Raw genomic sequence first — 16,418 nt, 5'->3', positions numbered from 1 at the left:
AAGCGGGTGCAGGACAATTAATAACAAAGCAAAGAAAAGAGAAACGACGGTACTGAGACGAAAGGGTTGAATAATACCAAGAGAATAGTCGGTTCTAACTAGCGTAGCCAGGAGTGAAATAAAAATAAAACCAAACCATCTGCGAGATTCACGATCTTTCGCATTCCCTAAAACATCATAGACAAGTACTCCAAGCCCAAAATTTGGCCACATACAAAAAGGGTAGGGTACAAGATTCCCCCAAATAGCATTAGCCAGAACACAGAGAAGAGTCAGACAATGAAGCGACCGTAGCATCAGACGTGCCCCATAACGCCGCCCAACCGTAACCAGCGCAAGACCAATAAGAATATAAAATGCCAACTCATAGCATAAAGTCCAGCTAATCGGCAAGATACTAGGAATATTCCAGGAAAAATGTGTAATAGTAGTTATTAAGTTCTGAGCTAAAAATAAATTCAAAAGAATATAGTTAGAACTAAAAAGCCCATCTACCCCTTCAGAAAATCCATTCCCTGCAGCAAATTTATTCGATGCTAGATAACTTGTTATCTTTAGCAAGATAAAAAACACGACTAGTGAGCACCAGTAAGGGGGAAAGATCCGACGAAATCGAGCAAGAAAAAAATCTCGTGAGTGCGGGTCACGGCTCAATGAGATAACAGCTGCATTGGCAATACAAAAGCCACTGATCACAAAAAACATCTGAACACCAAGCCAGCCATACTCCGCAAGACGAAATATAGAAGAAGCTATAAGTTCTTTGTGATGGTAAGAATGAACTCCCGCAGTGTGATAGATCACCACCATCAAGCTTGCTACCCCCCGCCATAAGTCCAAACTTAGATAAGAAAGACGCAGCGGAGGTTTGCTCATGACGAAACTAATCGCGGCGAATAGCGACGAGCTTGTTCACGTAGCTCTTGAAGAGTGGATCAACATCCACACATTTATGGTTGCTGGAAGCGTGGATAAAGAAGCCTTCGCCAATATAGATACCCGTATGGGTGATCGTAGAGCCGCCCTTCATGGCAAAGTACAGTCGGTCCCCTGCGATCAGGTTCCCCGTATCGGTGATCGTGCGGCCCACCTGAATCTGATGGCCTGAGTGACGGGGGAGATCTACGCCGATCGTGGAAAAAACATTCTTCGTGAAGGCAGAGCAATCAAGCCCAGAGCGTGTGTTTCCCGCCCAGACATACGGCACTCCCATGTAGGAAAATGCCTCACGTAGTACTTGGCGCTGTCGCTCTGTCAGGCCACTGCGATCTGCCAAGCCACTTGAAGTTGTCGTTTTCGGCTCGCTGGGAGTGCTGGCGAGCGTGATCTCGGTGTTGTAATCAAGAAGCTCCATTGCATCTTTTGGCACCCAGCCAATGGTGTTGTTCACCATCAGCACCCCATAGAGATCGTCCATCTCCGAGATCACAGCCAGTGTCTGCCCACGAGTAGCCGTCGAAAGAACCTTGCTGGAGGCGATACGCGTGGAGCGGATGGCAAGGGAGTCCACGGCCACTTTGGCGGGTCGTACGGTCACCGAAGCGGGTGCAGACTGCGGCTGATCTTGGGGCCGACCTGAGCGACTGGAGAGACTTCCTCGGCTCGGCGTTGTTTTTTTAGGGATCGGGGGCAGGCTTTTGGTCTGTGGGGCTTTTGCAACCGTCAGTGACGGCGCAGCCACACCACGTGTCGCTGCTGAGGAAGACGTCGCCCCCGTATTGACAGTCACGTCGAGGGAGCCGCCTTGTGCCCAAGCTGTCGGAGCGAGCAGGGCAATCAGGGGTAGTACACCAGTTACGATCTTCACAGAAGTGATTATCGGCGAAAATTGCCTATTTAGCAAGGTTTTTCTGAATTTCTCAGGCATACTCTCTCTATGGATCGCATCACTGATTGGTTTGGGTTTCGACGTGTCTCTTTTTCTGTGGCAGGTAAAGAAGGCTGGCTGACAGAACCAAAGTCCGCACAACCGGGAAAGCCCTGGGTCTGGCGGGCATCGTGTCCGGACTTCCATGCGGAAATAGATAAAGTGCTTCTGGCGTCGGGCTGGCACATCGGTTACTTAGAGACGGGCGAGATGCTGGGCTGCGATGCGGCACTTGACCTCTGGGACGCTTTCTATGAAGAAGTGACCAAGAACCGGGGGCTGGCAGTCAAGCCCGCCTTGGAGGCTGTCAGCCGTGGTGGACTCTATGCCTACCGCTATGCCGCCCGTCACCCCGAGAGAGTCGCCGCACTCTATGCCGATACCCCCGTCATGGATATCAAGAGCTGGCCTGGTGGCAAAGGCGCGGGAGTCGGAGCCCCTGCAGTCTGGAAGATTGCCTTGGAGCGCTATGGTTTCCCAGGTGAGGCGGAAGCGCTTGCCTATGCACAAAATCCCTTAGACCTACTCCCCACCATTGCCAAGGCAAAGATTCCCCTACGCCATGTGGTTAGCCTCAATGATAGAGTGGTGCCTGCCGAAGAGAATACGCTAGAGGCGCAGCGACGGCTCAAGAAGTGGGGAGCGACGATGGAGCTGGTGACTGTGGCCGAGGGAACGCCGGAGAGCCAAGGCCACCACTTCCCTCTCCCCGCGGTGGCCGAGAGTGCCGAGTTTTTCAAGCGATTCACTCGTGGTAAGAGCTACCACACGCTACGCCGTGGCTTGAAAGCTTTTGGTCCAAAAGCCACTGTGGCGTTTCTGGGAGGCTCCATCACGTACTCACAAAATGGCTGGCGCGACCGTGTGGAGCAGTGGCTGGTGGCACGCTTTCCCAAGACCCAGTTCACTTTTATCCGCGCTGGTATTCCGTCACTGGGCTCTGTCCCTCACGCGTTTCGACTGGAGACAGATGTTTTGGCCCAAGGCACGCCCGACTTACTTTTTGTGGAAGCGGCGGTCAACGATCCGAGTAACTTCACCACGCCCGAGCGGATGGTCCTGGGCTTAGAAGGCGTGGTGCGCCATGTCCGAGCAGCGCTCCCCCACTGCGACATTGTGCACCTGCACTTTGCCATGCCCGAGCACGTCCAGAGCTGGAAACAAGGCAAGATGCCGGTGGCTGTGGTGCAGCATGAGAAAGTAGCCGAGCGCTACCAGAATCCGTCACTGGATCTTACCCGTGAGGTGGCCGAGCGCATCGCCGCGGGTGAGTTTACGTGGGAGCAAGACTTCAAAGACCTTCACCCCTCGCCTTTTGGGCACCAGCTCTACGCCAATAGCATCACGCACCTGCTGGATACTGCGCTAAGCACGCCACGTCCCAACAAGCCACTGCCCCTCCCTAAACCTGTAGATGGCCGTAGCTATGCCTCGGGACGCTATGTGCTCCCCAGCGAAGCGACGCAGCTTGTTGGTTTCACCCTGGATCCATCGTGGCAGCCCACCGATGGGAAGGGCACTCGGGAAGGCTTTGTGAGAGTTCCGGCGCTTATCAGCACCACACCAGGGAGCCACTTTACGCTCACATTTACGGGCAAGGCCGTCGGCCTGATGATTGCCGCCGGGCCAGACACCGGGACGCTGGAGGTGGTCTTAGATGGCAAGCCCTACCCCGCGCAAGACACCTTCACTCCCTGGAGCGGTGGGCTCCACCTTCCCTGGGCCGTGATCCTCGCCGACGACCTCAAGCTAGGTGCACATACCCTCACGGTAACGCTCTCTGGAAAGCGCCACCCGAAGGGCACGGGCACGGCACTTCGCGTGGTGTACTTCCTCGTTTCTTAGGGCTCTCTTTTCTCCTAAGTCACTATTGGGTGAGGCGCTTGACGAGCTCGTCTTGCCCCACAGGGCGTGCGCACCCATTCTCGGAACCAGTAAGCTCTTTCGCACCACCGCCTGATGCTCTTTGGCAAACGGCAAGCTCCCCGGCATCGAGCTTATTGATCGGGTCGGCTTGTATTGGAGAATCTGCATGAAGCCCTCCTCCCAATCCTGGGAGGAGGGGGCAGGGGAGGAGGGGCCTAGTCCTTCGCCCAGAACATGGGGCCAGGTTGCTCAGAGATCACCGAGCGCTTGAGGACATCGAGGGCCTTGTGCAGACCTTCGGCGCTGGACATCAGGCCGTCCTCGTGCTCGATCGAGAGCACGTAGTCGTAGCCGACCATGCGCAGGACGCTAACAAAGTCCTTCCACCAGGCTTCATCGTGGCCGTAGCCCACCGAGCGGAAGACCCAGGAGCGATTGGCAATGTCGCCGTAGCTCTGCGTGTCTAAGTTCCCGTTGACGCCACTGTTCTGCGGGTCAATGCGAGTGTCCTTGGCGTGGCAGTGGAACAGCGCTCCGGCCTCGCCTAGCTCTCTAACAGCGGCCAGCGGGTCAATGCCCTGCCACCACAAGTGCGATGGATCAAAGTTCACACCGATACGATCCCCCGCCACTTTGCGCAGCTTCAGGAGCGTGTCGTTGTTGTAGCAGATAAAACCGGGGTGCATCTCGATCGCAAAGACACAGTTGTGCTGCTTGAGGAAACGGTTCTGGGCACGCCAGTAGCGAGCGGCGACACGCCACTGATAGTCTAGAATCTCGCGGAACTCATCGGGCCAGGCGCAGGTCACCCAGTTCGGGTTCTTGGCGCGGGATGAGTCGCCAGGGCAGCCGGAGAAGCCATTGACGGTCGCTTGGGGCATGATCCCATCACCGTGGAGCGCCTCGGCCAGGAGAACCGCATCCTCGAACGCCTGGTGGTGCTCTTCGGCGATCTTCTTGTTGGGGTGCAGTGGGTTGCCGTGCACGGAGATCGCGGAGAGAATCAGCCCGCGGCTCTCGATGGCCTGTACCAGCTTCTTGCGCTTGCCCGCATCGGTGGCCAGCGCCTTTGCGCCGCCCATGTCGTCTAAGTGACGGCTTCCCGGATAGGCTCCGCCACCTAGCTCAACGGACTGAATGCCCGCCTCTGCGATATAGTCGAGCGCTGCCTCGATCGGGCGATCGTGGAACAGCGCGGTGAAGATTCCGATCTTCATGTCTTGTTTATTTCCTTCATGAAATTTATCGCGCCCGCACGGCGCGATTGTATCTGTGCTCTGTTTCTACACCCGAAGGCGCTTCTCCTCCAGATCGAGGCGGTAGAGAATCTGGTTGTAGTTGTAGCGGGGCGTGGCCTCAGGGTTTCCGGAGAACGTGTTGACATAGGTTCCCTCGAAGTAGAGATAGCGTCCCCGGTCAAAGTACGGGTGCTGCGTCACGTTATAAAAATCCATTTTGTCATGCGTGACGATCTTAACGCCCCTGTCCCACGGCCCGCTCAAGTCTTTGGCCTCTGCGTACCAGACCTCCCCGACATTGCTAGACTTTCCGAGCTTCTCCAGCAAGATCATCACCCAGCGCTGGCGATAGGCGTTCCAAAACACCGAGCCGCCGTGGTTGCTGATGAGATCGCCCGTTTTCGCGTCTTTTAGGCTCAGCTTCGGCTCCGTAAAGTGGTCGTAGCTCTTGAGGTTTTTCATGGCTGCCAGCGTCGGCTTGACCCGAACACAAGGCTTGGGCGCGCCCCCCTCGTACGTTCCGTAGAGCCAGCCATCGTGCAAAAAGGGGTGCCCCGTGAGCGGCTCGGGTTGTTTAGGATCGAACTCGGCGACGGGCTCGAAGCAGGCTTTCGCATCGTTGAAGACCGCAAGACCACGCTCCACGCACGTCCCCAAGTCCTTCATTCGACTGTAAAGACACACCAGCTTGCTGCCGCCTTCAATCACAGCAAGCCCGGTGATCCAGACCGGGCCGGGGCCTTTGGGACTCGGAAACATCGGGCGGGAGAAGCCGGTTTTTTCGTCCACAAAGTAGCGTAGCCGAATCGCCTCGTCGGGGTTGTCGCGCGGATCGGAAGTCGCCCCGGCGGTTCCAAACTGCCCCAGGGGATACTCAGGGCGCGACGTATCCCCCCAAAACCAGTGAAGCTTGCCTTTATAGAGCGCCACGAGCACCGAGTCCTGGCCCATGACACGTCCGTTGATTTGCGCGATTCCCTTGGGCACGGGCTTTCCCAAGAGCTGCGAGTCGCGGTAGATGCCCTGCCCCGTCACCCGATAGAGCCGCTCCGCGATATTCTTGCGTGGCAGCTTAATCGTCGCCGCCTCGCCTGGCTTTGGGATCAGCGCGACACCGGAGTAGCCAAAGCCATCTTTGGGGTACTCGTAGCCATGGCTCTTGATCGCAAACCAGATCTTCGTGCCCATCAGGCCTGGTTCATCGTAGGCAATCCACCCCGCGCTATCGGTGATATAGGCAACGTCGTTGGTCGTCCGCAGCTCGACCAATGGCACGCCACGCCCCGTGGCAGCATCCACCACGCGAATTCCGAAGTAGCGCGGCGAGATCAAAACGCCGGTGTTTCCCACTCCGAGAACACCAGCTCCGAGAGCGGCTTTCGGGCGCGAGCGGGGTTGTTGTGCCGCGCTTTCTGGCCTTCATCGCCCAGGAGCTCTGCCTCGCCAAGATAGCCCAGCGCGATCAATGCTTGTGGCGCGAAGTCATCGGGGATGGCGAAGATTTCCTGCGCCTTGGCGGCATCAAAGCCCCCCATCTGATGAAGGTAGAGATCCGCAGCCGCGGCCTGCACCGTGAGCTGCCCGACGGCTTGGCCGACATCGTACGACGCAAAGCGATTCTCACTGCCGTTGTGAGCAAAGGTCTTTTTAGCGACCCCCAGGATCAGCACAGGAGCCTTGCTCGCCCAGGAGTTCCCCGGAACCAGCGTGCTTGCCAGCTTCTCAAACGTGGCCAGATCGTTCGCCTTCACGCCGACAATAAAGCGCCACGGCTGCTCGCCAAAGCACGACGCGGACCAGCGGGCGGCCTCAAAAAGCGAGAGAAGCGTCTCAGCAGGGACGGGCTTCGGGTCAAAAGCAAGGGGGCTCCAGCGCTGGCGGAGCGGCTCCAGAATAGTGTGGTCGTTGAGAGTCGGTTTTCCCATGCCCCTCAAGACCCAGAATACGGGGTCGGAGTTCCCAGCGGCTCGTAGCCAAGGAGTTCCACCAAAGCACGCCACTGTTTTGGAGAAAGAGTTTGTTTGACGGCCTCCCACTTTTTCCGAAAGCGAGCTACGCCCCACTGAGCCCTCCAGCGCTGAGCTTGGGCTTGTTCCGTCGGACTTTTCTTACGAAGATCCCAGTCCATACTCGCTGTTCCCGTTCCCTTTGGAATATGATTTCCTTTAAGGTAGCGATGCCAAGCTTGCCAATGCTCTTGGTCAATTTTATCCCAAGCATTGTAGAAGCCAAATCCAGAAAGCCCAAGAGCCATTTGGACGTCGGTGAACGTAAGGCAATAAATATCCCACTGACGCAATCGTAGGCGTTTAAGAGATCGTAGTTGCTCTTGATTCAGAGGAACTCTTTTCAAGTGAGGAAGGGTATACATTGCCACCTTGTCGAAGTGTGCCAATTGGACAAAGGCAAGTCTTGGCTCTCGTTTTATTGCCGCCTGGTGATCCGCCTCCCCTTTCATCCAAGCATCCACAATTGCTTTCCGTTGAACCTCAGTAACTTTAAGTTCCCTGAGTACATTGGCACTTTTCAAAAGCGTATAGTCGGGAGAGATTCGGTCAATGATTTCTTTCATGGCATCAGGACTCCGCTAGCAAATGTTTTACTTTCAGGTTCAGGTCGAACTTGCCGCAGCGCTCGCAGCCGGGGAGGAAGTCGCCGGAGCGGAGGCGGGTGCGGAGGGCGTGCCAGGCTTGTGAACGCCAGAGTTCGGTGAACGGCGTTTCGTGGAGATTGCCGAGCGTTAGCTCGGAGTTCGGGTTGCAACAAAAACGGACATTGGCATCGCCGTCCACTCTAGCATACCAGTGGCCTGCGTAGCAGCCGACTTCATCTATCGGAAAGCGATCCGGTGCGCTGCCCGAGAGCTCGGTGTAGAACGTGTGTAAGTTTGCGTTGGCTCCGATGCTCTCTAGCTGCGCTCGCTCGGCAAAGAGTGCCTCGCGCTGGGCTTCGCTCAGCACGAGCGACTGGGTTTCGTCGATGGCGCTCATCAGCTTGAACTGAACCGAGGCGCCCAGCTCTTTGGCGAGCATGAGGGCTTTTCCCAGAACATGGCAGTTCACCGCGCAGACCACAAAGACCAGCTTGAGCTGCGTCCCCGAAGCGACGACTTCTTTGAGCAGCGCAATCAGGGTGTGAAAATCGGCCTCGGTGCGGCCCGGATGAAAGGCGACATAGGTCTCGGGGTCGGCACAAGAGAAGTTGGCCAGGATCGTGGTGAGCTTGAGCGCCAGAAACGCCTCGCGGCTCCGAACCAGTGTGAGGTTCGAGATCAGCGTGACTTTCAAACCTGCCTGCCGCGCATCGCCAAAGACATCGAGGCACTCAGGGTGCGCCAGCGGATCGCCGCCGCCGGTGAAGATCACGCGCTCGGTGCCCAGTGCGGCCAGCTCCGCAAAGAGTGGCTGGAGCAGCGCACGATCAAGGCGTTTCCGTCGCCAGTCCGCCATCGGGAGAGTATTTCGGAGTGGCGAGTAGCTCCAGCAGGTCAGGCAGCGCAGGTTGCAGGCATTGGTCAGCACGACGCTCACACTCTGCGGCCCGACCGTCGGCAGGAGATTAAGCCGCGTCTCGTGCAGGCGGGCTACTTCGCGACCCACTTGTCTCCATCGAGCACAAAGGTCTGGGTGTAGTTCTGATCGTCGCCCGGCGCGACTTTGCGCTCGACCGTGCCGTCTTTTTTGAAGGCCCACGTCTCATCGAACTGCTTGTTGTTGTTGGCATCCACCTTGGCGCGGTTCCAGGTGGTGTAGCCCTTGTCTTGATCGCAGCGCAGCTCGATCACCACGCTCCCACTCTTCACGCGCCACTTGGGGCCTTTGGCATCGGGCGTGCCTTTGTCCAGCGGCTCTTTCTGCATCTTGAGAACTTCACGGTCTACATCGGACAAGCCACCCTCCACGCTCTGCCCAGCTCCTCCTTCGCTTGCCGGAGGGGGTGGCGCTTCAGCGCCGGGGGAGGTTGACACAGCAACCGGCGGCGGGGCCGCGGGCGCAGGTGCGTTGTTTGCCTTCGGGCGGAAAACGAAAAATGCGAGCGGGGCGGCGATCAGGGCGACGCAGCCGACGCCGCGCAGTTTTACAAAGGTGTTGTAGTTCATGGTTGTGCCTTAAGCGTGCGCCCTTGCGGCGTCACGGTGAGTGTGTAGCGCTTGCCTTGATAGCTCACGCCTTGAATTTCGAGCTTCGTCCAGCCCTTGGGCAGTGCGACGGGTGCTTTCTCAATTGTCTCCCAGTGCGTAAAGTCCAGACCGCCAAAGCCATAGAGAACCGCCTGCAAGACGCCCCCACAGCCCGTGGTGAAGACGCACCGATCTAGGCTCCGTTTCTCGGAGAAGAGCAAGAACGGCCCACGGACAAACGGGCGGTAGCTGGCGCGGAACTCTTCTTCGGCCTCATCGGCACGGCCTAGGCGGGCGGCGATCAGGGCGTGCACCGAGTCGGTCATGGCGGGGCCGTTTTTAATCGGGCGCTTTTTATGGAAGTCAAAGGTCTTGGCGTCGGCGTCGGGGTGCTGCGCGGGCCAGAGCAAGAGCTCGCCATCGGCCTGCTTCGTGCCCGGCTTGCCATCATCGCCATCACAGCGCAGGATCACCCCATCGGCGTTTTTCGGGATCACCAAGCCCTTTGCGACGCTCGCCCAGACCGGGTTGGTCGGTTTTCCGAGTAGCTTAGCGGCCTCGGTGGCGGCGCTCAGGCAGTTGAGCACCATCGCATTGGTGTAGGCGTTGTTGGTCACGCCCATGTGCAGCTCATCCGGTCCGGTGAGTGGCCCTAGATCGTAGCCGCCTGCCGCGTTTTTCTTGACCTTACTGGCAAAGTACTCCGCAATCCCCGAGAGCAGCGGCCAGCCCCGCGACTCCAGCCAGGCTTTATCGCCCGTCGCGAGCCAGTACTGCCACGTCGCCCAGCCCACGCCCGCCGTCACGTGCCGCCCCTCCGAGAAGCCACCAGGCGCGGTCTCGTTGCCCGATTTCGCCGACTCCCAGGGAAAATCTACACCCTTACAGCTCTGCTTTGCCGCCTGCGCCTTTGCCTGCGCGAGGTGGCTAAATCTATACTCCAGCATCGTCTTGGCCAGATCGGGATGCTGCGCCAGAAGCGCCGGAAACATCCAGACCTCGGCGTCCCAGAAGATATGGCCTTTGTAGAAATCCCCCGAGAGCCCCTCGGGCGCAATCGAGAACTGCCCCTCCGGCTGCACCGACTGGATCAGATCGAACATCAGCTTATGGACTAACTGCTGCGCCTCGGGATCGCCCTCAATCACAATATCGCGCCCCGCCCACCGTTTTTCCCAAGCCGCTTTGTGGGCGGTAAGCTCTTTGTCGTAGTCAGGGGCTTCGCCCTTTGCAAACTCCCACTCAATCCCCTGCAAGCCATTCACCACACAGATCGCTGAGTTTGCTAGGGAGACAAAGGATGTCACCGTGGTCACGCCTTGTTTGGTGGTCAAGATCCCCTGACGCAGGTCGAGGGTCTGCTCGTAGGCTACCCCTGCCACCGGTGCGGGGTGTAGAGTCGAAGGCCACTGCCCACTAGGCTTCAAGCTCTCTTTGTCATCGTAGCCCCCCGCGGAGAACGCGATGCTATTCTTATCCGCCCCGCCATTGGCACCGAAAGTCACGCCCAGTGTTCCGTTGCTCAGATAGATTCCGTGGTTGCCTCGGTTGGCGCTCAGGTCGGTGGTCTTGAGAATCCACGGGTCGAGGTCTTTGAAGGCTCCGGTGTCGGCGGAGCCTGTCTTGCCGATGGGGTTGTTGGGTGTCGGCGCGGGGTCTTCAGGCCTTGGGCACCCGGCCAGTCCTAGACCGAGAGCAAGCGCGGACAGAGGAATAAAAACGAGAAAACGGCGGCGATTCATACGCGTCTATTTTACCGCTATACTGGAGACTGTGTCTCTTCGACCGCAAAGCGTCCTGCCTCCCTCCCTACAAAGCGATCTCACGCGCCAGCTCAACCGCCGTGACCTGCGCTTGGTCGAGACCACGCTTGCCTTCTACGACCCTGAGCAGGTTCTAGAAGCGCTGGCGGCGATTCTGGTGCGTGAGCGCCGTCGGCAGAAGCTGCGGCGCACGCTGGGCAAGCTTTTTAATCGAGCAAGCGGTGTGGCCTTCGTCCTCTGGTTTGTTACCACGTTTCGTCAGAGTGAGTTCGTAACCTACATCGGTGTGGGAATCGCGCTTCGCATCGTGCATGGAGTTGTGACCTCAGTCAGCAAGTCAGCGACGCTTCGAGGCAAGAACGCGCAGTTTGTTGCCTCCGCGTGTATCCAGCGCGGGAGTCGGCAGAGCCTTGGCGCGGTTCTTATCATCGCAGAGTCCGGGCTTTTTGGCTCCCGCAATGAGCGCGACACCTGCCGGGCTTTTCTGGAAGTGGCGCTGGTTCGCTCGCCGGTATCGGAGCTACTTACCCTCACCGAGGCGCAGCGGGCGGCTCTACGCACGGTGACAGCAAACGCGCTGGTCAGCGTTCGCAAAGACGACCGCTTCACCACCCTCGCCAGTGCCGGGCTTCTTGCCCTGGGAACCCTCCAAGACCCCGCGCTCCGGGAGCAAGCCACCCGTGCGATGGCACTGCCAGGGACGGCGGTCCAAGCCGCCGCCGTGGAGTACCTCAGCGCGGTACACTAAACCCTAATGATGCAGATGCAGGTTCAGCAAACCCGAACCGAAAAAGAGCGCGAGAAGCGCCTGGCTCAGATCGTCAAAAATCAGGGAGTCGTGGATGCGGAGCGCGAGCTAGCCCGCTACGAACCCGAGGCCGCAATCCCACTGCTGACGCGCCTGCTCAAGAAAGAACACCAAAGGATTCGCCATCGGAAATATCTAATATTTGCCTTGCTAAGTGTCTACATCCTAATCTGCATCGGTTACTACTGGCACTCACACAAGTTGATCCATTTTCCGTTTTATATCTTCCTGTTCACTTCCGGGGGGTGGCGAGATAGCAACAAGAGGAAATCTCTCCAGCGGGTCGAGGCGGTTGCGACGCTCTTAGTTGACCGGGTGAAGCGGGTGGAGCGGACTGAGCTTGGCGCACTCTTGGCGCTTGCGTCCCTAGCCTGGGAGAGCGCGACACTTCAAAACCCTGTGCGCGACCGGCTGGCCTCTCTTCTGGCCCGCACCCCCACCGATGAGCTTTTCCGCCTGACACTGGAGCAGCGCACCGGCCTTCAGATCGCCACCCGAAAGGCCATAGATGAAGCACGCCATAATGCGTTCTTCGAGCCGCTGGCCGTGGCAGGACTGCTGGCGCTAGGAAGCATCAAGGACACAAGCCTCAAGAACGTGGCGGAGCGGGCCGTGCTCCAGCACACGCGCGGCCATGTTTGCGCATCAGCAGAGGAGTATCTGACTCAGATCGCGAAATGAAGCTCTATGTACGATGTCGATGATTTTGTCCGGGCCGCCGATGTGGAGCTTCGGCAGTACGATGCCCATGCCAACCGCTTTGAGGGGCTGCGCAAGAGCAATGCAGAGAAGCAAGCCGGGCTTCAGGAGCGCCTCGAAGATGCCCAAGCGCAGCTCGCCGATGCCAGCTTTCCAGGAGGACTCAGTACAGAAAGCGTCACGCAGCTCGCCGAGCAGCTGGGGGCTCCAGCGCTTTTGTGGGGCTACAACGAGGTGCAAGAGCGCGGCAAGAAAGTTGGAGAGCGCCTCGCCGCGCTCGCGGCCAACCCGCAGTTTGCCGAGCGAGAGATCCGCAAGCTGCGCCTAGAGACCGAGCTTCGGGAAGTCGAGCCGCTCTTTAACGAAGCCAAGCGCGAGCTGACCAAGCTCCAAAGCCAGCCGGGCGTAAGTGAGCTGATCCGGCGCGAGTGGGGAACGCCACGCTACCCGCATCAGGGCATCTTCCGCTTCTTCAAAGGCGAGTATCTCACGGACTGGAAGAACGCCGATAAAGCCGTGGCGGCGCTGGGAGCCAGCAACTTTGCCGAGCTCGTCCAGCGCTACAACGACCGGGTGGAGCAGAACACGGTTCTCGGGGAGCGTGTCGGGCGGCTCAAGGGCGAGCAGGCGGCCATCGAGGCACTGATCTGGGAGCACGAGAAGCTCACGGCGGAGCAGGCGGACTTGCCCAAGCAGGCCCGTGCCCGTGTCGGAGAAGACCTGGCCGCATACGCCGCCGTCCGGGGCACCGACAAGCTCCCCGACCCCGAAGCGGCAAAACGCGCGGGGCTGGCGATAGATGGCGTGACGCACCAGATCAAGTATCTGGAAGAGACCCACAACAAGATCGAGGAAGACTTGGCGGGGCTTTTAGAGCGCTCGGGGAAGCTGCGCGAGGAGAAAATGCGCTACGACACCGACCGCTACCGCTACCGCAATAAAGACTTCTCACAAGACCAGTGGGACAAGCGCTTCGGACGCACCGGGCGCTACCAGAAGCTCGGGGATCGCTACGAGCGCGTCACCGAAGTGGTCTATGTCTACGACGACTACTACCGCCCCTCGCTGCTGGAAGAGTTTCTGTGGTGGGACGTCATCACCGACGGGCGCATAGATGGCAACTTTATCCCCGAAGTGGCCCAGTACCACGAAGCCAACCCCAACTACGCCTACGAGCGCCCCGGCTACGACTCCAGCGCTTCCGATAGCTCCTGGAACCGCGACGACTCGTAAGGCGATAAAATAGTTCTCGGTAAGATCGTTCAGGAGGAATCATCATGCAGGTACCCGTTCTTGTGGAGCAGATCAGTGCGCACATCTTCCGCGCCAAAGCGTGGGATCTCGTTGCAGAAGGCCCAAGTGCAGATGAAGCCATCCGTGCCCTCCAGCAGATGCTCCGTAGCGGTAAGTCTATTGCAATGCTTGATCTCCCCCCTACCAATCCTTTCTTGGCAATAGCAGGTGACCTCAAGGACGACCCTCTCGTTGACGATTGGGTAGCCGCGATGCGAACCTATCGAGATGAAAAAGAAGCAGATCCTAACTACTGATTCCCATGCCACAATTTATTCTTGATACGGATACGCTCACTCTGTTACGTCAAGGCAACACGGCGATCATTCAGAAGCTCCAAGAAACCGACCCAAATGAGGTAGCCATTACGGCAATTACCGTCGAAGAGCAACTCTCAGGGTGGTACACCCTAATGCGACAGCTTCGTTCGGATTCTGAGCTAGAGCGTGCCTATGACCGCCTCGCACAAACCGTACGCTTCGTGGGCCGATTACCCATTTTAGGGTTCTCCCAAGATGCCATACTGACATACCGTAACTTACTCACTCAAAAACTCAACATTGGCAAGATGGATCTGCGTATTGCAGCCATTGCTTTAGGATGTAATGCCACTGTCGTCACACGAAATACCCGAGATTTCGGACGTGTTCCCGACCTAACCATTGCTGACTGGACACGCACGGAGTAGCTCATGCGGCGTCCTAATACTCCGCTGAGGGTGCTTTGCTATGCTGTCAATGGCCTGGGGCTGGGGCATCTGACGCGCACGATTGCGATTGCACGCCAGCTTCGGCGGCTTTGCTGGGCACTCGGGGAGCCGCTGGAGCTGGTGATTCTGACATCGAGTGAGGGCGATGGACTTGCGCTGGTGCACGACTTTCCGGCCTTTAAGATTCCCTCGAAAAATATCGTCAGCGGCGGCGGCTTTAGCGCGGCACGCTATCGGAAGCTGGGCAAGCAGTGGGTATGGAACGCGATCAATCTGTTCTCGCCCGATATTTTATTGGTGGACACGTTTCCGGCAGGCAGCTTCCACGAGCTCTACGACGTGCTAGACCTCGGGAGTAAGAATGTCTTTGTGTGCCGCGCCGTGCGGCCCGAAGTCGCAAACCAGCCGACGTTTCAGAGTGCGCTGCGTGGCTACGACAAGATCATCCTGCCCGAGGAAGACGGCACCAACGACACACCTCTGCCAGAGTTTGCGCAAGAGAAGGCCGTCGGGGTTCCACCGATTCTGCTGCGCTCGGTGGAGGAGACCTATGAGAAAGCCGAGGCCCGTGCACGGCTGGGGATTCCCGAGGGGGTAAAGGCGCTCTATGCCTCCACAGGCGGTGGCGGGGATAAAGACGCGGAGGCGCTTTTTGAGCAATTGGTAACAGCAGCGCGAGCACTCCCGGAGATTCACTTCACGCTCGGGGCGGGAATGCTCTACCGCGGGCGCGAGTTTCCCGCGCCCAATGTCTCGTGGACGCGGCGACCGGTGCTGAGTGAGTGCTTTCGGGCTTTTGACGGCGCGATCACAGCGGGTGGCTTCAACTCCGTGTGGGAGCTGCTCCACAGCGGCGTCCCGTGCTTATTTCTGCCACTGGCACGGGGCTGGGACGATCAAGAAGCACGCGTCGAGCGCTGCGTCGCGGCAGGTGCCGGTGTTCGACTAACGGACCTAAGTGCCGAGGCGATTGCGGCGGGTCTGGCGAGCCTTCCAACAAATATTCCTAAGCTCGCCCCCCAGAACGGGGCACTTGCCGCTGCTGAGGAGATCCTGGCGCTGGTCTTTGACCAGGTGCGCCTGGATGAGGCCACACTGCTCTGCGATCCGGGCCTGCTCTTTGCTGCCCACCAAAGCGGAATCAGCGAGGAAAAGCTACTTCGCGAGGCGGGCAAGCGCTGGCGCGAGAGTGACAACCACTCGCCGGATGCCGCTGAGGCGCTCCTCAGGATGCTGCAAGAATCGCATTGAGCTGCCGGACATACTCGCTCTTGAGATGCTCCGGGGCGGTAAGGCCAAATTGGTGACTCTTGCCCTCGGCATCGTTGACCGTGATTACCATGGCGCGGGAGCCTTTCTGTCGAACCTGAGGAACCTCCAGCCCCACGCGGCTCTGTGGGCCCAGCACGATCTTCTTCGCACGCACCCAGAACCCTAGGGTTTTTCGAATCGTCAGCGTGCCCTCTTGTAGGAGAAGCTCCTCTTTGGACGCCGTGTCCAGAGCGTTTTTTGCCATCATAAAACCCGCCCCAAAGAAGAGCGAGTAGAACGCCAGCAGAAAGAGCGCCATGGGGCCAAAGGCTTTCCACATTCCCCCGATCATAAAAGTCGCGTGAACCAGCGTGAAGCTATTCCAGAACAGGCCAAACATCCCAATACCCGCCGCCGCCATAAGGTTCCCGCCCGTGAGAAGAAGCTCCAAGCTCTTGGGAACCACTTCTGTCTCACCCAGCTCTTGTCGTGCCGAGGCTTCCGCAATTTTGGCGCGTAGCTCCGTGAGGTTCAGCGCTCCTGTCCTTGGATCTAACGAAGGCCGTAGGCTCGCCTCTTTGGCCTTCAGGTGGTTCAGCGCATCACGGAGCGTAGCCAGCAGGATCTGATCGTCCTCGGTTGCCCAAGCACTCAGCTCAGGGATGCACTTCTCTCCCTCTTGCCGTAGCTCTTTGAGCTGGCGAAGCGTCTCGACATCAGGCTCCAGGGACGTTTCCAGAAGGGGCGCGAAGCGAGTCAGCCAGCGCTCGGCATTGCTGCGGGCGCTCAGGCGACTAGTGGGTT

General features: G+C 58.4%; 17 protein-coding genes. 7 read left to right on the top strand and 10 right to left on the bottom strand.

Translation table 11 applies throughout. From position 1 onward, the window contains the following. Both AC1XOS_RS09700 and AC1XOS_RS09695 read right to left on the bottom strand, forming a co-directional pair. Window positions 1-876: acyltransferase family protein (locus AC1XOS_RS09700; RefSeq protein WP_481962018.1), on the bottom strand; the 876-nt coding region annotated here is incomplete at its 3' end. A gap of 7 nt (window positions 877-883) precedes the next feature. Next, window positions 884-1,807, bottom strand: coding sequence for a C40 family peptidase (locus AC1XOS_RS09695; RefSeq protein WP_481962017.1), 924 nt, complete (start codon window positions 1,805-1,807; stop codon window positions 884-886). Window positions 1,808-1,876: 69 nt separating this feature from the next. Here AC1XOS_RS09695 and AC1XOS_RS09690 point away from each other — a divergent pair, with 69 nt between their 5' ends. Further along, window positions 1,877-3,712 carry an SGNH/GDSL hydrolase family protein gene (locus AC1XOS_RS09690; protein ID WP_481962016.1) on the top strand — a complete coding sequence of 612 codons (1,836 nt, stop codon included), beginning with the start codon at window positions 1,877-1,879 and terminating at the stop codon, window positions 3,710-3,712. A 236-nt stretch (window positions 3,713-3,948) separates the two neighbouring features. Here the strand turns inward: AC1XOS_RS09690 and AC1XOS_RS09685 are convergent, their stop codons facing one another. The 7 genes from AC1XOS_RS09685 to AC1XOS_RS09655 all read right to left on the bottom strand — a co-directional run bounded on the left by AC1XOS_RS09685 (window position 3,949) and on the right by AC1XOS_RS09655 (window position 10,833). Beyond that, a complete protein-coding gene (locus AC1XOS_RS09685) occupies window positions 3,949-4,950 on the bottom strand; it encodes a sugar phosphate isomerase/epimerase family protein (protein WP_481962015.1) in 1,002 nt (333 codons plus the stop codon). A 66-nt stretch (window positions 4,951-5,016) separates the two neighbouring features. Then, window positions 5,017-6,303 (bottom strand): hypothetical protein, encoded by a 1,287-nt coding sequence (locus AC1XOS_RS09680; protein ID WP_481962014.1) that lies wholly within the window; start codon window positions 6,301-6,303, stop codon window positions 5,017-5,019. Beyond that, window positions 6,300-6,896, bottom strand: coding sequence for a nitroreductase family protein (locus tag AC1XOS_RS09675; protein WP_481962013.1), 597 nt, complete (start codon window positions 6,894-6,896; stop codon window positions 6,300-6,302). Before AC1XOS_RS09675 ends, AC1XOS_RS09680 begins: the two co-directional genes overlap by 4 nt. 5 nt (window positions 6,897-6,901) lie before the next feature. Then, window positions 6,902-7,543, bottom strand: a complete 642-nt coding sequence (locus AC1XOS_RS09670) for a hypothetical protein (protein WP_481962012.1) — start codon at window positions 7,541-7,543, stop codon at window positions 6,902-6,904. A 4-nt stretch (window positions 7,544-7,547) separates the two neighbouring features. After that, on the bottom strand, window positions 7,548-8,570 hold the full coding sequence (locus tag AC1XOS_RS09665; protein WP_481962011.1) for a radical SAM/SPASM domain-containing protein: 1,023 nt from the start codon (window positions 8,568-8,570) through the stop codon (window positions 7,548-7,550). Continuing rightward, entirely contained in the window at window positions 8,555-9,070 is a 516-nt protein-coding gene (locus AC1XOS_RS09660; RefSeq protein WP_481962010.1) for a hypothetical protein, read from the bottom strand. The genes AC1XOS_RS09665 and AC1XOS_RS09660 overlap by 16 nt, the downstream gene beginning before the upstream one ends. Further along, window positions 9,067-10,833 carry a glycoside hydrolase family 65 protein gene (locus AC1XOS_RS09655; protein WP_481962009.1) on the bottom strand — a complete coding sequence of 589 codons (1,767 nt, stop codon included), beginning with the start codon at window positions 10,831-10,833 and terminating at the stop codon, window positions 9,067-9,069. Before AC1XOS_RS09655 ends, AC1XOS_RS09660 begins: the two co-directional genes overlap by 4 nt. A gap of 31 nt (window positions 10,834-10,864) precedes the next feature. Between AC1XOS_RS09655 and AC1XOS_RS09650 the strand changes: the two genes are divergently transcribed. The 6 genes from AC1XOS_RS09650 to AC1XOS_RS09625 all read left to right on the top strand — a co-directional run bounded on the left by AC1XOS_RS09650 (window position 10,865) and on the right by AC1XOS_RS09625 (window position 15,614). Beyond that, window positions 10,865-11,602: a hypothetical protein gene (locus tag AC1XOS_RS09650; RefSeq protein WP_481962008.1), complete on the top strand. Its 738-nt coding sequence runs from the start codon at window positions 10,865-10,867 to the stop codon at window positions 11,600-11,602. A gap of 6 nt (window positions 11,603-11,608) precedes the next feature. Further along, window positions 11,609-12,343, top strand: coding sequence for a hypothetical protein (locus AC1XOS_RS09645; RefSeq protein ID WP_481962007.1), 735 nt, complete (start codon window positions 11,609-11,611; stop codon window positions 12,341-12,343). A gap of 6 nt (window positions 12,344-12,349) precedes the next feature. Further along, window positions 12,350-13,594, top strand: coding sequence for a hypothetical protein (locus AC1XOS_RS09640; protein WP_481962006.1), 1,245 nt, complete (start codon window positions 12,350-12,352; stop codon window positions 13,592-13,594). A gap of 44 nt (window positions 13,595-13,638) precedes the next feature. Then, window positions 13,639-13,911, top strand: coding sequence for a hypothetical protein (locus AC1XOS_RS09635; protein WP_481962005.1), 273 nt, complete (start codon window positions 13,639-13,641; stop codon window positions 13,909-13,911). Window positions 13,912-14,066: 155 nt separating this feature from the next. Continuing rightward, window positions 14,067-14,342 carry a type II toxin-antitoxin system VapC family toxin gene (locus tag AC1XOS_RS09630; protein ID WP_481962004.1) on the top strand — a complete coding sequence of 92 codons (276 nt, stop codon included), beginning with the start codon at window positions 14,067-14,069 and terminating at the stop codon, window positions 14,340-14,342. Window positions 14,343-14,345: 3 nt separating this feature from the next. Further along, window positions 14,346-15,614, top strand: coding sequence for a glycosyltransferase (locus tag AC1XOS_RS09625; RefSeq protein ID WP_481962003.1), 1,269 nt, complete (start codon window positions 14,346-14,348; stop codon window positions 15,612-15,614). Here AC1XOS_RS09625 and AC1XOS_RS09620 read toward each other — a convergent pair. After that, window positions 15,589-16,418 (bottom strand): hypothetical protein (locus AC1XOS_RS09620; RefSeq protein WP_481962002.1); only part of this gene is annotated, 830 nt, incomplete at its 5' end. The genes AC1XOS_RS09625 and AC1XOS_RS09620 overlap by 26 nt on opposite strands.

It is taken from the genome of Armatimonas sp. (genome assembly GCF_964826245.1).
This window is presented reverse-complemented; position numbering and strand designations above follow the sequence as displayed.

Bases quoted from the DNA above. Each gene is read 5' to 3' on its own strand.
- AC1XOS_RS09690 (WP_481962016.1), top strand. From the start codon at position 1,877: ATGGATCGCATCACTGATTGGTTTGGGTTTCGACGTGTCTCTTTTTCT.
- AC1XOS_RS09685 (WP_481962015.1), bottom strand. From the start codon at position 4,950: ATGAAGATCGGAATCTTCACCGCGCTGTTCCACGATCGCCCGATCGAG.
- AC1XOS_RS09675 (WP_481962013.1), bottom strand. From the start codon at position 6,896: ATGGGAAAACCGACTCTCAACGACCACACTATTCTGGAGCCGCTCCGC.
- AC1XOS_RS09670 (WP_481962012.1), bottom strand. From the start codon at position 7,543: ATGAAAGAAATCATTGACCGAATCTCTCCCGACTATACGCTTTTGAAA.
- AC1XOS_RS09660 (WP_481962010.1), bottom strand. From the start codon at position 9,070: ATGAACTACAACACCTTTGTAAAACTGCGCGGCGTCGGCTGCGTCGCC.
- AC1XOS_RS09655 (WP_481962009.1), bottom strand. From the start codon at position 10,833: ATGAATCGCCGCCGTTTTCTCGTTTTTATTCCTCTGTCCGCGCTTGCT.
- AC1XOS_RS09645 (WP_481962007.1), top strand. From the start codon at position 11,609: ATGATGCAGATGCAGGTTCAGCAAACCCGAACCGAAAAAGAGCGCGAG.
- AC1XOS_RS09640 (WP_481962006.1), top strand. From the start codon at position 12,350: ATGTACGATGTCGATGATTTTGTCCGGGCCGCCGATGTGGAGCTTCGG.
- AC1XOS_RS09635 (WP_481962005.1), top strand. From the start codon at position 13,639: ATGCAGGTACCCGTTCTTGTGGAGCAGATCAGTGCGCACATCTTCCGC.
- AC1XOS_RS09630 (WP_481962004.1), top strand. From the start codon at position 14,067: ATGCGACAGCTTCGTTCGGATTCTGAGCTAGAGCGTGCCTATGACCGC.
- AC1XOS_RS09625 (WP_481962003.1), top strand. From the start codon at position 14,346: ATGCGGCGTCCTAATACTCCGCTGAGGGTGCTTTGCTATGCTGTCAAT.